The organism is Leclercia sp. 119287 (assembly GCF_009734485.1).
Taxonomy (GTDB): domain Bacteria; phylum Pseudomonadota; class Gammaproteobacteria; order Enterobacterales; family Enterobacteriaceae; genus Enterobacter; species Enterobacter adecarboxylatus_C.
Genome location: NZ_CP046445.1, coordinates 1,026,119 through 1,040,251 on the forward strand (window position 1 = coordinate 1,026,119; position 14,133 = coordinate 1,040,251).

Annotated in this window: 14 protein-coding genes; 4 read left to right on the top strand and 10 right to left on the bottom strand. The window is 57.5% G+C overall.

The window, feature by feature from the left end; genetic code table 11:
• The first annotated feature begins 50 nt into the window (after window positions 1-50).
• Window positions 51-962, top strand: coding sequence for an alpha/beta fold hydrolase (locus tag GNG27_RS05025; protein ID WP_156263038.1), 912 nt, complete (start codon window positions 51-53; stop codon window positions 960-962).
• Between the two features lie 33 nt (window positions 963-995).
• Window positions 996-1,388, top strand: coding sequence for a VOC family protein (locus GNG27_RS05030; protein ID WP_156263039.1), 393 nt, complete (start codon window positions 996-998; stop codon window positions 1,386-1,388).
• 17 nt (window positions 1,389-1,405) lie between these two features.
• Here the strand turns inward: GNG27_RS05030 and GNG27_RS05035 are convergent, their stop codons facing one another.
• From GNG27_RS05035 to GNG27_RS05065, 7 genes are all read right to left on the bottom strand, one after another.
• Window positions 1,406-1,969, bottom strand: coding sequence for an NTP transferase domain-containing protein (locus tag GNG27_RS05035; protein WP_156263040.1), 564 nt, complete (start codon window positions 1,967-1,969; stop codon window positions 1,406-1,408).
• A complete protein-coding gene (locus tag GNG27_RS05040; protein WP_156263041.1) occupies window positions 1,969-2,904 on the bottom strand; it encodes an XdhC family protein in 936 nt (311 codons plus the stop codon). Before GNG27_RS05040 ends, GNG27_RS05035 begins: the two co-directional genes overlap by 1 nt.
• 9 nt (window positions 2,905-2,913) lie before the next feature.
• Window positions 2,914-5,112, bottom strand: coding sequence for an aldehyde oxidoreductase molybdenum-binding subunit PaoC (gene paoC, locus GNG27_RS05045; RefSeq protein ID WP_156263042.1), 2,199 nt, complete (start codon window positions 5,110-5,112; stop codon window positions 2,914-2,916).
• Window positions 5,109-6,065, bottom strand: coding sequence for a xanthine dehydrogenase family protein subunit M (locus GNG27_RS05050; RefSeq protein WP_156263043.1), 957 nt, complete (start codon window positions 6,063-6,065; stop codon window positions 5,109-5,111). The genes paoC and GNG27_RS05050 overlap by 4 nt, the downstream gene beginning before the upstream one ends.
• Window positions 6,062-6,736 (bottom strand): aldehyde dehydrogenase iron-sulfur subunit PaoA, encoded by a 675-nt coding sequence (paoA, locus tag GNG27_RS05055; protein ID WP_156263044.1) that lies wholly within the window; start codon window positions 6,734-6,736, stop codon window positions 6,062-6,064. Before paoA ends, GNG27_RS05050 begins: the two co-directional genes overlap by 4 nt.
• Before the next feature lie 163 nt (window positions 6,737-6,899).
• Window positions 6,900-8,105, bottom strand: a complete 1,206-nt coding sequence (locus GNG27_RS05060; RefSeq protein ID WP_156263045.1) for a glycoside hydrolase family 88 protein — start codon at window positions 8,103-8,105, stop codon at window positions 6,900-6,902.
• Between the two features lie 14 nt (window positions 8,106-8,119).
• Window positions 8,120-9,400, bottom strand: coding sequence for an oligosaccharide MFS transporter (locus GNG27_RS05065; RefSeq protein ID WP_156265064.1), 1,281 nt, complete (start codon window positions 9,398-9,400; stop codon window positions 8,120-8,122).
• Window positions 9,401-9,605: 205 nt separating this feature from the next.
• Between GNG27_RS05065 and GNG27_RS05070 the strand changes: the two genes are divergently transcribed.
• Together GNG27_RS05070 and GNG27_RS05075 are read left to right on the top strand one after the other, a co-directional pair.
• Window positions 9,606-10,466, top strand: a complete 861-nt coding sequence (locus GNG27_RS05070; RefSeq protein ID WP_156263046.1) for an AraC family transcriptional regulator — start codon at window positions 9,606-9,608, stop codon at window positions 10,464-10,466.
• A 156-nt stretch (window positions 10,467-10,622) separates the two neighbouring features.
• The gene (locus GNG27_RS05075) at window positions 10,623-10,889 is read left to right on the top strand and encodes a type II toxin-antitoxin system HicB family antitoxin (RefSeq protein WP_156263047.1); all 267 of its coding nucleotides are present in this window, start codon (window positions 10,623-10,625) and stop codon (window positions 10,887-10,889) included.
• Window positions 10,890-10,926: 37 nt separating this feature from the next.
• Here GNG27_RS05075 and GNG27_RS05080 read toward each other — a convergent pair whose 3' ends face one another.
• From GNG27_RS05080 to GNG27_RS05090, 3 genes are all read right to left on the bottom strand, one after another.
• Complete coding sequence (locus GNG27_RS05080) at window positions 10,927-11,871, bottom strand: bifunctional helix-turn-helix transcriptional regulator/GNAT family N-acetyltransferase (RefSeq protein WP_197090563.1); 945 nt, start codon at window positions 11,869-11,871, stop codon at window positions 10,927-10,929.
• Window positions 11,872-11,931: 60 nt separating this feature from the next.
• Window positions 11,932-12,264: a DUF1294 domain-containing protein gene (locus tag GNG27_RS05085; RefSeq protein WP_156263048.1), complete on the bottom strand. Its 333-nt coding sequence runs from the start codon at window positions 12,262-12,264 to the stop codon at window positions 11,932-11,934.
• Window positions 12,265-12,342: 78 nt separating this feature from the next.
• Window positions 12,343-14,127: a diguanylate cyclase gene (locus GNG27_RS05090; RefSeq protein WP_142488366.1), complete on the bottom strand. Its 1,785-nt coding sequence runs from the start codon at window positions 14,125-14,127 to the stop codon at window positions 12,343-12,345.
• Window positions 14,128-14,133 lie beyond the last annotated feature (6 nt).

Sequence of the window (14,133 nt, forward strand, 5' to 3'; positions counted from 1 at the left end):
TTTGCGTGTAACCTTCAAATCATCACTTTAACGGTTACAAAGGATTTATCATGACCACTTCCATTACAGACAACGCATCTGCCTCGCCAGCTATGCAGATCCATTACCGCTATAAACAGTCAGGCGATGTTAACGTTTTCTACCGTGAGGCTGGCGATCCGGCATCACCTGTATTGCTGATGCTTCACGGCTTCGCAGGCTCATCATTTATGTTCCGTGACCTTATTCCCCAGCTGGCCGATCGTTATCATGTAATCGCACCAGATTTGCCGGCCTTTGGTTTTACCGAGGCGCCAGCGCAAGGTGAATATGCTTATACCTTTGACCAGCTTGCTAAGACCATTGGTCAGTTTGCCGAAGCGCTCAATCTCAATAGCTATGCTCTGATGGTCCACGACTACGGTGCACCTGTCGGATGGCGACTGGCGTTAGCCCATCCACAGCGCGTGACAGCCATTATTTCCCAGAATGGCAATGCCTACGAAGAGGGGCTGGGAGAGGCCTGGGCGCCGATACAGAAATACTGGCGTGAGCCCACTGCTGAAAACCGAAGTGCGCTGAGCGAATTTCCGACGCCGGCTTCAATCAAATGGCAGTATCTGGAAGGCGTTGACGATCGGAGTCTGGTTTCACCTGATGGCTATTCGCTTGAAGGGATGCAGGTATTACGGCCGGGTAATGCGGAGATACAGCTGGACCTGTTACTGGATTACGCCTCTAACGTGAAAATGTACCCGCTGTTCCAGCACTATTTTCGCCAGTATCAGCCCCCGTTATTAGCCGTATGGGGAAAAAACGATCCGTTTTTCATGGCGGCGGGAGCAGAAGCCTGGAAACGTGATTTGCCAAAAGCTGAAATACACTTTTATGACACCGGCCATTTCGCGCTTGAAACGCATGCTAAGGAGATTGGTGCTGACGTGCTTAATTTTCTCGACCGGCATGTCCGCCAGTCAAATTAACGCTCATTCCGGTTAGAGCAGGAGATCAAGATAATGTCAGTGACGCATGGTGTGCAACATATTGGCTTAGCGGTATCTAAACTTGAAGAAAGCGCTGAATTCTTTACTAAAATATTGGGCTGGGAAGAAGTGAAACGACGCGAAGATTATCCCGCCATCTTCGTGAGGGATAATGCGCTGACGATAACGCTCTGGAAAACACAAACCGATGAGCCCGTTAAATTCGATCGTAAAACGAATACTGGACTCCATCACTTAGCTTTACGGGTCGAAAATAAGGGGGAACTGTTCCAGCTTCTTGATGTATTAAAGGCAAATCAGATTGAAATTGAATTTGAGCCAACCTTTATCAGAGAGGGGCCGTCAATGCATATGATGTGTTACGAACCCAGCGGGATAAGAATTGAATTTAATTACCCTGGATAAGGGTAATTAAAACAGTCTTAGTCTGGAACACTGGAAATTACGTATCTTATTTCCTGCGCTGTCTGCAAATCTGCGAGCGTATCAATATCATACGTAATTCCAATATCAGGCAGCCAGACATCCCCCACATCCCCCCGCCGTCGCGCGCCCCTCACAATCTCTTTTGCCCCCACATCCCCAGCCAACTCCAGCAAAGCCTCGCCATATTCCCGCCGAAACCCCACCGGGTGCCCGGCCTGTTGCTGATAGTAAGGCACGACAACCCCTTTCTCCCTAAGCCCTTCAGCAACCCTCAGCAAAGAGGCAGGCTGAATCAGCGGCAGGTCCGCAGGCAGAATCAACCACCCCGACGCCTCAGAAGTAGCCTGGACCCCAAGCGAAATCGACTCGCCCATACCCCGCGTGCCGCCCTCGGGCCTCACGAGATGCCACGGAAGTGCCGCAGCCTCCACCGCCTGAATCACGTGCGCCAGCACGGTTTGCCCGCCCAGCAGCGCCTCCAGCTTATGGGTTTTGCCCCCCGAGGCGAGAAAGCGTTCGCCGCGTCCGGCGGCGAGAATTATCACAACCGGCGAGGACATTAATTTTCGTCCTGACGCAGGCGCGCAGCAGCCACGTCTGCCAGAACGGACAGGGCGAGAGTGCGTGCATCCCGGGCTTTCGGGAAGATGCCGATCGGGGCCTTGATGCGATCTATTTCTTCCTCCCGCCAGCCCAGCTCGCTGAGCTTTTGCCGTCGCTGACTGTGGGTTCGCTGGCTGCCCAGGGCGCCGATGTAAAACGGATTAGCGTCGCGGGCGGCCTGCAGGACGGGCAACTCCCGGTGAAGATCGTGCCACAGCAGGATCACCGCCGTGTCGGCATCAATGTGCGAAGCATGATTCCCGGAGCAGGGGTCGAAGTGACAAATGTCATACCCTGCCGTCGCCGCGAGTTCCGCCGTTGCCTGCGCTTCGATAGACCCACCGTGGATCAGCACCCGCACGCAAGGGTGGAAACCAATTTCGATATTCTGGTTATGCCAGCCGGTGAGGGTTGGCGCGGGCAGGCAGGTGAGCGTCCGGGTCTGCGGGCTGTAGCGCAACCCGGCGGGCTGGCGCTGCTCGAGGCAGTTCAGCACCGCCAGCAGCGGCTGCGCGGAACGCAGCTTATGAATGGACAGCGTGATCCCACCCCCACAGGGGAGGACAATATCGAAATACGGCGAGCCCTGACCATAACGCACCTCGCGATCCTCTCCTGTCGCGATGACCTCCAGCGCCTCAAAGGCCGCCGCCGCTTCGACGCATCCCCCGGAGACAAAGCCACAGTACTGGCCGTCCTCGCGCACCACCATCTGCGCCCCCAGGGATCGCGCCGCGCCGCCGCGTATCTCGGTTAGCATCACCAGCGCCGCCTCTTTACCTGACATCAGGGACTCTACCGCGAAGCGCAATATCTCCCGGCTGTCGTCAGTCAGAAACGCCCGTTCCGGCGTCCGGCGCAGATCGTCCGCCAGATTAAAAAGTTGGGGCATCGTTCCTCCTTAAACCGCATCCGGCAGGTCGGCGATCAGCTTATCCAGGGTGATGGGATAGTCCCGGACTCGCACCCCCGTCGCGTTATACACCGCATTGGCAATGGCCGCGCCCACGCCGCACAGGCCCAGCTCGCCCACACCTTTGGCCTTCATCGGGGAGGAGACAGGGTCGGTGTCATCCAGGAAAATCACCTTCTGCTCGGGAACATCGGCATGGACCGGGACTTCATACCCCGCCATGTCGTGGTTGACGAAATAGCCCAGGCGGGTATCGACCGCCAGCTCTTCCATCAGCGCCGCGCCCAGCCCCATGGTCATCGCGCCTATCACCTGGCTGCGGGCGGTTTTCGGGTTAAGGATGCGTCCGGCCGCGCACACCGCGAGCATGCGACGCACCCGCACCTCTCCGGTGGCGCTGTCCACGCCCACCTCGATGAAATGTCCGGCAAAGGTCGACTGCTGATACTGCTTATCGAGATCGCCGAATTCGATACCGTCTTCGGCGGTCAGTGTGCCGTTAGCGGCGGCCTCGGCAATGTCCGCGCTGCGGGTATCACTCGTTATCTTGCCATCGCTGAACTGCGCCTGGTCTGGATCGAAACCCAGCTTTGTGGCAATGGCTTCGCGTAGCTTGACGCAGGCGGCGTAGACCCCCGATGTGGAGGTGTTCGCGCCCCACTGGCCGCCGGAACCGGCAGAGACCGGGAAGCTGGAATCACCGAGGTGAACCGTCACCTTTTCCAGCGGCACGCCCAGCATCTCCGCCGCCGTCTGGGCGATGATGGTATAGCTCCCGGTGCCGATATCGGTCATGTCGGTTTCTACCGTCAGGTTTCCGGCGGCGTCCAGATGCACCCGGGCGGCGGATTTATCTAACAGGTTATTACGAAAACCGGCCGCCATGCCGATGCCCACCAGCCAGCGCCCGTCGCGAACCTGCCCGGGCGTCGCGTTGCGCTGTTTCCAGCCGAACTCCTCGGCACCGGTACGCAGGCACTCGATAAGCTGACGACGTGAAAAAGGCCGGCTGGGATCGGCCGGATCGACCTGAGTGTCATTGAGGATGCGGAATTCAACCGGATCGACGCCCGCTTTTTCCGCCATTTCGTCGATGGCGATCTCCAGCGCCATCATACCCGGCGCTTCGCCGGGCGCGCGCATGGCGTTGCCTTCAGGCAGATCCAGCTTTGCCAGCCGCAGGCCGGTATGGCGATTCGCGCCAGCGTAGAGCAGCTCGGTCTGCTGAACCGCGGTCTCCGGCGTGCCGCCGGGAAGATTACCGGACCAGCTGTCGTGCGCGATGGCGGTAATTTTCCCGGCGCTGTCAGTCCCGATACGGATATGTTGAATGGTGGCCGGACGGTGGGTGGTGTTATTGGGGATCGTCGGTCGCGACAGCATCACCTTAACCGGGCGCTTGATGGCGCGGGCAGCCAGCGCGGCCAGCAGGGCATCGCTTCGCAGGAACAGCTTGCCGCCAAAGCCGCCGCCGATATAGGGGGAGATAACGCGCACATTCTCCTGCGGGATCTTCAGGGTCTCCGCCAGGTCGGTGCGGCACCAGGCCACCATCTGATTGGAGGTCCAGAGGGTCACCTTATCGCCCTCCCAGGCGGCCATCGAGGCGTGCGGCTCCATCGCCATATGGCTCTGATCGGGGGTGGTGTAGGTGGCATCCAGCTTCACCGCGGCGGCGGAAAAAGCGGCGTCAAAATCCCCGGTGTTTTTATCGGGCGTATCCTCGGGAGGCTGTTTGACGGCGGGTTTTTCCTCCGCCAGCGAGTAAGATCCCTTTTCACGCCGGTAGCTCACCTGCACCAGCGACGCCGCCGCCCGGGCCTGCTCAAAGGTCTCTGCCACCACCAGCGCCACGGCCTGATGGTAGTGCTCTATCTTCGGGCCCCCCAGCAGCGTGGCTGCATTTCTCTCGCCTTTACCGAGCTCGCCCGCGTTACTGGCGGTGATTACCGTTAACACGCCTGGCGCGTTTTTCGCAGCCTGGGTTTCGATAGTCGTTATCTCGCCTTTGGCGATCGCGGAGCCGACGACATAGCCATAGGCCGCGTTGGGCGCCTTATCATGCCACTCGTAGGCGTAGTGCGCCGTGCCGGTGGTTTTTAATGAACCGTCAATACGATCCCGGGGCTGGCCGACCACCTTCAGCTGATCGATCGGGTTTTCACCTGCTGGTTTATCGAATTTCATACCACAGCCCTCGCTTCTGTCAGCACGGAGGCAAGCGTTCGCTTCGCCAGGGTTAATTTGAACGCGTTTTCAGTCGTCGGGTGAGCGTCGGCAAACAGCGCGTCATAGACGGCCTGTGCCCCCTGGGGGAGCTGCGCATCGGCGTGCTCGACCCGCCAGGGTTTATGGGCCACGCCGCCCAGCGCCACGCGTCCGCTGCCGTCCGGCTGGACAATCGCCGCGACCGAAACCAGCGCAAAGGCGTAGGAGGCGCGATCGCGGACTTTACGGTAGATGTGCTGCCCGCCTACGGGCGGCGGCAGGGTGACGGCGGTGATCAGCTCTCCCGGCGTCAGAACGGTTTCAATATGGGGCGTTTTCCCGGGGGCGCGATAAAAGTCGGCCAGCGGGATGTTGCGCGCCTTGCCGTCGGCGGAAATGGTTTCCACTACCGCATCCAGCAGGCGCATTGCGACAGGCATGTCGCCCGGATGCGTGGCAATGCAGGCTTCGCTGCCGCCCACCACCGCGTGCTGGCGGCTAAAGCCCTCAAGCGCCGCGCAGCCGCTGCCGGGAAGGCGTTTGTTGCAGGGCTGGTTGGTGTCGTAAAAATAGGGGCAGCGCGTACGTTGCAGGAGATTACCTGCCGTGGTGGCCTGGTTGCGCAGCTGGCCGGAGGCCCCTGCAAGCAGCGCCCGGGAAAGGACGGCATAGTCACGGCGCACGCGTTCATCCGCGGCCAGATCGGTGTTTCGCACCAGCGCGCCAATACGCAGACCGCCCTCGTCGGTGGCAACAATCTGGTCCAGACCGAGCCCGTTCACGTCGATCAGATGGGTAGGGGTTTCGATCTCCAGCTTCATCAGATCGAGCAGATTGGTGCCCCCGGCGATAAATTTTGCGCCGCTTTTAGCCTGGGCGCTGGCGGCAGCCTCGGCCGGGGTTTTTACCTTCTCGTATGTAAAGGCCTTCATGATTTGAGCTCCCCCGCGGCGTCTTCGATGGCGTCCAGAATGTTGGCGTACGCGCCGCAGCGACAGATGTTGCCGCTCATGCGTTCGCGAATTTCATCCGCATTCATTTGTGGAGGGGAGACCAGATCGAGCGTGACGTGGCTGGGAATACCCGCCTCGATCTCTTTCAGTACCGCGACAGAAGAGCAGATCTGCCCTGATGTGCAGTACCCGCACTGGAAACCATCATGTTTGATAAATGCCGCCTGCATGGGATGCAGATTGTCAGACGTGCCCAGCCCTTCGATGGTGGTGATCTCTGCATCCTGATGCATGATCGCCAGCGTCAGGCAGGCGTTAATCCGGCGGCCATCCACCAGGACGGTACAGGCTCCGCACTGCCCATGGTCACAGCCCTTTTTAGTGCCGGTAAGCTGCAAATTTTCACGCAGCGCATCCAGCAGGGTGGTGCGTGTATCGACCTCAAGTTGCTGACTTTTGCCGTTCACGCGCAGCGTCAGGGGCAGGATCTCCGGCGGGGGCGTGACGGCGGGCTCGCCCTCGGCCAGTGCACCACAAGGATACACCGCTGCGGTCGCTGCCGCAGCGGCGCTTGCTTTGATCAGATCTCGTCGAGAGAGGCTGAAATCGTGTTTCTGTCCGTCTTCAGGATATTCGCCTTGGTTGCTCATGCCAGGCCTCCGGTATTTAAAGGGGGATAAAAAGAAAGAGGGCGCGACTGTGTCGTCTGTTTTTTAAACGTTAAGCATAGACGGCGATGCGGGCGGGATTATTCTTAAATCGTGAATGCCATGCGCCAGACTATTGTTTATAGGGCGCATGGCTGGTGCGTTGTTACCAGTATCTCCCCCAAACCTGTCGCACTCGAGTCAATAGCTCAAGATAGTAATAATCTCCCCAGCTACAGCACTCATCCACGCCGATCCCCGCCGGCATGTGGTAAACCGAATGCTTAAGCAGCCCCTCGCACGGATCCTCTTCATCAGCCAGATAGTTATCCGTCAGCGACTGAATAATCCGCAGCGCCATCTCTTCATAATGAGCCCGGTGTTCGTCCAGCACCGGTAAGACGTTAACCAGCTCAAGCAGACCGCAGGCGGCGATGGCCGCCGCAGAGCTGTCGCGTGGCGCATCGGTGCCCAGCAGCGCCAGATCCCAGTGGCAGACATCATCCTCCGGCAGGCGGTTGATAAAATAGTGCGCCAGGCTGCGGGTGAGGGGGACCAGTTGCTTATCGCCCGTGTAGAGGTAGCTGAGCATAAAGCCATAGATGGCCCATGCCTGGCCTCGGGACCAGCACGAGGTATCGCTGTATCCCTGATGCGTATCACCAGAACGCGGTTCACCGGTTACTACATCCATATAGAAGGTGTGGAAGGTGGAGGCATCCGGGCGCACGATGTATTTTGCTGCCTGCCGGGCATGTGCCGCCGCGGCCTCGGCATAACGCGCATCGCCGGTCTGTTCGCTGGCCCAGTACAGAAGCGGCAGGTTCATATTGCAGTCGATGATCATCCGCCCCTGCTGTGCCGGGTCGTTCAGATCGCCCCATGCCTGGATGATTTTAGCCACCGGGTGATAGCGCTCCATCAGAATGTCCGCTGCCAGCAGGGCAGTCTGACGGGCCGTCTCATTCCCCGTTAAGCGCCAGGCGTTAACACAGGAGAGCGAATAGAGAAACCCCAGATCGTGGGTTGCCGTTTCAATGCGCTGCTCAAGTCGTTCGGCAAAGGAGGGCAAATAGCGCTCCGCCGCCTGGCGGTATTTCTCCTCGCCGGTCAACTCCCAGGCCAGCCACAGCTGGCCGGTCCAGAAGCTGGTGGTCCATTGGGTATTGGCAGAAGGGGTCCATTTTCCCCCTTCACAGGCTTCATTGGGGAATTTATCCCCCATCGTCACGATCGTTTTGTCCAGTCTGCGCGTGATGCGCGCTATCGCATCATCCACCTTGCGGCGCAGCAGCAGGCGATCAACCTGATGCAGTTCAATTGGGCGCAGTGACTCGGTCACAACTTTTGCAGTGACTTCAGAACGGGTCATAGTTTGTCCTCAGATTAGTGTTTTACCGGCTCCACCGGAGAAGGTTTCAGTTCAGGGGAAAAGGTGTCGGTCAGGCCGCGTGCAGACTTGCACGGCGAGAGGGTAAAGGCGGAGATAAGGGTAAACAGCAGGGCGCAGCCGCCCATCATCAGGTAAGTTTGCTCGAAGCCAATTTTCTCATACAGATAGCCCGCAGGCGGCGCTACCACCACCGAGCCCACGTAGACCATGGCCTGATAACCAAGCAGATACATGGTGGCATTGACTTTCTTATGGAAATGCTCGGCAATGTATTTGAAAACTGAAATCAGCAGCAGGGCGATTTCCACGCCATACAGCGGCTTGATAATGGAGATCATCAGGGGATCCGAGGTAAGGCCGGAGGCTACGAGGCGTATCCCCACCACCAGACCGCACAGCAACAGCCCTTTTTTAGCACCAAAATGATTCACCACCGCCGGGATAAACATCATCATGACAAATTCGATACCTGCCTGCAGGGTGCCCAGATAGCCGTACCAGGCATTGCCTTGCTGTTTGGTATCGAAAAAGGAGACGAAATAGCGCGGGAACTGCTGTTCGGCGACAAACATCATCCAGGCCACGCCGGCCACGTACAGACTGAACATCCAGAACTTCTGATTTTTCAGCAGGGCAATGACATCGGTAAACACGATGCGGTTGTCGGCAATCACGTTGTTATTGCGCAGCTGCTCATCGCCTATTTTAAGGCTCATGAGCACAAGCAGCATCAGGACCGAGGTACCGCTGCTGACAAGAAAGTTAGCCAGCGGGGTGATATTAAACAGCACGCCGGATACCGATGCTGCCAGCGCCCAGCCCAGCGAGCCCCACATACGGATCCGGCCAAACTCCAGGCCATACAGACGACTAAAGCGATCGGCATAGGATTCCGCGGCCGCGACGCCGGCATACCAGCCAAGGCTCAGCCAGAAAGCGCCTACCACGATGCCGATTGTGGTGTGGGTTAACAGCAGAGGCTGGTAAACCGTCACAAAAAACGGTGCCATCAGGGCCGAGATGGCGCAGACAAAATAGAGCAACCATTTGCTCATGCCTATTTTATCCATGATGTAGCCATATACCGGTTTAAGGATCACCGCAAAGGCACCGTTAATCGCAAATACGCTGCCTATAGTTATGCTGTCTAATCCCACTTTCTGGCTCAGCCATAAGGCATATAAACCAAAGCTGGAGGACCAGGTAAAAAAATAGAGAAAAATAAAACCACTCATTTTAATTTGTGCGGTACGAACGGATGAGGACAGAGCCATCATTATTTCTCCTGATTACTCATACAGATTTTATTGCGTGTGGCAGGCACACGATGAGCGAATCCTGGTGGATCTTCGTCATTTCTCCGAGTGAGCAGCCTCACAAAAATAATCCGTTATTTAAATAATGTTGGATTTAATCCCGTTCACAGCAATATTTTATAAATCATGGCATAAAAACTTAAATCTGTTGCGCTGGGTGAAAATGCACGAACAACAATTAATGGAGCGCATCGCGCTGAATGATGACGCCATGGCCCTCTACCGCCCGCGCGGCTCCAGCGCTCTGTATTATCACTGGCACCAGTGTGTTGAATTTCTGTATGTGTCAGAAGGATATGGCATTGTGGTGGTCGATAATCGCCATTACACCGCGCGGCCCGGGCGACTGTTTATCTTTCCCCCTTTCCGGCTGCACAAGGTGCATGTTGAGGCCAGCGAAAGCAATCGCTACTACCGCACGACCATGCATATAGAGCAGTCTTCGGTGATTGCCGCGCTGCGGGATTTTCCTCGCCATCAGGCGCAATTTACGGCCCTGGCGGCCAGCAATGTTCCCGCGCAGGCGTACGATCTCAGCGAGCGCGCAGAGATGATGGCCTGTATCCTCGATCGGTTTTGCGAACGCGACAGCAGCAGCCAGTCACAGGCCAGTGAGGTAGCGTTTCTGGTGATGCAGATAATGGCCTTTCTTCCCGAACAGCCGCAGGCACCACTGCCGCAGCAGCACACCGTGGCGGCGCAGATCATGCAATGGGTGGAGAACCATTATCAGGAGAAGTTTTCTCTGGATGACCTTGCCAGCGCCATCGGCCTGTCACGCAGTTACACATCACGCATCTTCCGTCAGCAAACCGGCGGCAGCATCCACGAATACTTACTCACCCGCCGTATCAAAAAAAGCTGTGATTTGCTTCGCATGTCGTCAATGAGCATCAATGCGATCGCCGAAGAGGTTGGGTTCACCGAGATGACCTATTTTATTACCTGCTTTAAGAAGCGGATCGGGCAGACGCCCCTACAGTATCGCAAACAGCATCTTGCACCGGATGTGCGTCAGGTATAATCGTCCATCCTTTGGCCTGCATGGCCATATGCGCTGACAATGCGTAAAGATAGCCGGCCACCTTCAAAAATTTTTTTAACTTCAAAACAGCTTTTTAATTTGATTTCTGAGGCGTAATATCCACAACAATTAAGTTGATTAGGATGATTCTCAAGGATGAGCCGTTCAAATACTCTTTTTATCGACGGACACAAAGCTCACGTGACCTACGATCCCGTGATTGATATGTTTCGTGGTGTCTTTCTGCATACCAAAAGTGAAGCCCGTTTTATGGCGAGCGATGTAAAAGAACTGAAAGTCGCCGCCCGGGATGCGCTGGATAGCTATCTGTTCACCTGTCATACCTCTGGGGTAAAACCGTTCCATCAGCGATCGCTGATGACGTTGCTCAGGTTACAGCGTTTCAAAGCTATTATGCATTGATCTGTTCTGACGGCGGATGCCTCCCGCCGTCATTCACTCATCTGCGCGTAAACTGCTGCTCGGTAATAGAGCTACCCCACTGATCGCCTTGCCACTCTTTCGCTAATTCAAAGCCGAATGACTCATACAAGCGCCGTGCCGCCGCCAGCTTATTGAAGGTCCACAGCTGCACCGCAGAAAACGCCCTCTCATCGCAAAATTTCATCGCTTCGGCAATCAGCTTTCGGCCCACGCCGCCGCCGCGACAGCCATCGTCAAGGATGAACCAGCGCAGATGCGCCTCATTGTTTCCCAGATCTTCGCCATCAATAGCGACAGATCCGACGATGCGCCCGTTGAGCATTGCCAGCCAGATTTGATTGCATGGCTTATCCAGACGACCTGAAAATTCCGCCAGGCCCGCGGCGACTTTACTCTCAAAGAAACTGCCGAAATTGTGCTCGCGAGCATAAAAGCTGCCATGCATTTCCGTTATGCGGCCAATCATGCCCGGGTGATAGCCAGAGACAATCTCGATGGCGCTCCTGGTGTTCAGGTCGGCATCATCGCGGCAGGCTTTCAGGGCGCTGGCATAGAAGCCAAGACCCTCGGAAACGACGCGCTGCTGGCTGGCGTCCATTTTTTGCAGGGCTGAAATGACGCGTTCATTGCCGTAGGCATTAATCTTCCGCACGGTTTCCCGGCCCTGTGCGCTAAGGCTCAGCTGCTTGAACCGTGCATCTTCCGTGGAGGGAGTTTCTTCCAGCTCGCCGGCCTTAATCAGTTTGGCGAGCATCCGGCTGACGCTGGATTTCTCAAGCCCCAGAACCTGCACTATCTGGGCTGCCGTCATTGAGCCCCGGCTCTCTATTTCCAGCAGGGTATGCACCACAGAAGGGGAGTAGACCGTTGCCGCCAGCGTCTGGTTCATAAACCCGAGTTCCCGCACCATCAGGCGCGACGAGATACGGATGTCTTCAACAATCGATGATTCAGCCATCATTAACCTTAACCTGTAAAATATAGTTGTACTATACAACCATGTTTCACAAGTGGCTGTCAATTAAGGCCAGAACCGCCACGCTGCCAGCAGCACCGCGACGTTAAGTATCACGCTGAGCATAAACCGGGTCTTAAACGGCTGTTTCTGGGTTTTATGGCGAAACAGCTGCTGGCCGATGATCGCCCCCGGCCAGCCACCTACCACGCCAAATATCAGCAACGTGGCTTCAGGCACCCGGCGCCAGGCCTTACGGGCCGCCATTTTATCCGCGCCATAGATAACGAACGTCAGCACGCTGGCAAGTACAAACCAAATTGGCAAGGGGTGTGGCAGCGATGCACTGCCCGCAGCGGCGAGGGCCAGAAGAAAGTAACAGAGGTAATTAAGATTCATAGGACAGCAAGGGCATGAGCGAAAACAGGGAGGGCAATGATACGCGATTCTACGGGGAGAGGAATCGCGTCATACCGATCATCCCGCCTCCAGCCCCCCGAAGCTGACAATCCTTGAACGCCCCAGCTCCTTCGCCCGGTACAGCGCCACGTCGGCGGCGCGCAGCAGGGCATCGCTCTGGGCGTGCTGCGGATAGCTGGCGATACCAATCGACACATCCACCGTGCCAATCTCCGCCAGCTCATAGCGCAGCGCCAGGCCATGCACGTTGGTATGAATTTCGGAAGCGCAGGCAAAGGCCGCCGCCTCGTCCGCCCCAGGAAGCAGGACCAGAAACTCCTCCCCGCCATAGCGAAACGCCATCCCCTTGTTGCTCACCGCCCGCTGCACCACCGTCGCCACGCTTTTAATCACCAGATCGCCGGCATCGTGACCAAACTTGTCGTTAATGGCTTTGAAGTGGTCGATATCGATCATCAGACAGCTTACCGGCTGCCCGGTATGTTGCGCCTGGCTCATCTGGGTGCGCAGGGCATCGTCCAGATGATGACGATTACGCAGATTGGTCAGCGGATCGAATAACGCTTTCTCCAGCAGGGCATCGCGCAGGCGCTGGTTGGCCAGCGCCAGGCCGAGGGCCTCAGCCATCAGCTCCAGATAGGCGCGGGACGGAGCCATTGCCGGGGTCACGTTCTGGAACGAGAGCAGGCCGATGGTCTCGCCCTGGGCAATCAGCGGTACGCAGAGTGAATGACTGGCGCAGGCGTCGGGCAGGTGATAGCAGGTAATATCCGGCTCGCCGGTCACCGGAGGATGGCTCTGTCCGCGGCGCACCGCCCAGCACTGGTCCGGGTGGAAGGGTTCGGACTCACCCTGCGGGTCGAGCCATTCGGCGGCGCAGTGCATCTGCCACGGATCCCGTTCGAGAAGCCAGAGCCGTCCGGGAATGCCCGGGGCAATGCCGGGCGCAAACAGCCGCGCCACGTTCAGGACATCTTCGACGGACTCGCAGCCCTGCAGGCGCTGGGTCATGCGCGCCAGCAGCTCGCGGATCGCCCAGTCGGCATCTCGCTCCTGTTCCAGCCGCTGTCGCACAAGGCCGTTTTCGCGAAAGATACGGATCGCCTGTGCCATATCGCCAATCTCATCGATCTGGCGGTAGTCCGGGGCTTCCACCGCATAATCCTGCGACGCCAGCCGGTTGACCACATCGCTCAGGCGTACCACCGGGCGCAGCACCCGGCGTTTAAGGATAAAACCGAGCACAAACAAAAACATCAGCGCGGTCAGGCCGACCATCACCTCCGAGAGCGTCCGCAGCCCGCGGGATTTTACCGTGGCATCGTCAATCGCCGCGTCGGTACGCCTGTCCAGCATCTGACGAAAATGGTCGAGCTGATTCTGTACCTGCTCCAGCTCGTTCTCATAACGCTCGCCATACATCAGCGCGATGGCTTGGGGTTGCTCCCCGCGCCCCACGCTGGCGATAGCGCTCTGCTGCTCATCCTGCAGTGCATCGGCCACCTGCAAACCTTCATGCAGCAGCGCCAGCTCATCCTCACTGGCGCCCACGTCTTTCAGCTTCTGCAGACGATGCTCAATCCCGGCCATGGATGCCGCTTTCTGGCGGTACTCGTCGGCCGTCGCAGGATCCTGTTTGATGACGTACAGCCGCGCCAGGTCAGAGAGCGCCCAGGCGTCGGTCTCCACCTCTTCGGTGAGCCGATCGAATATATAGCGCTGTTCAACGGCCTGCCGCTCAACGTTTTCGGCGCTGGAGGCCATCAACATGGCCACCCCGGAAGCGAGGGTCAGGCAGACCGTGGCGCCGTATGCCCAGTTAGTGATGGTGGCGATACGCACGGCTTA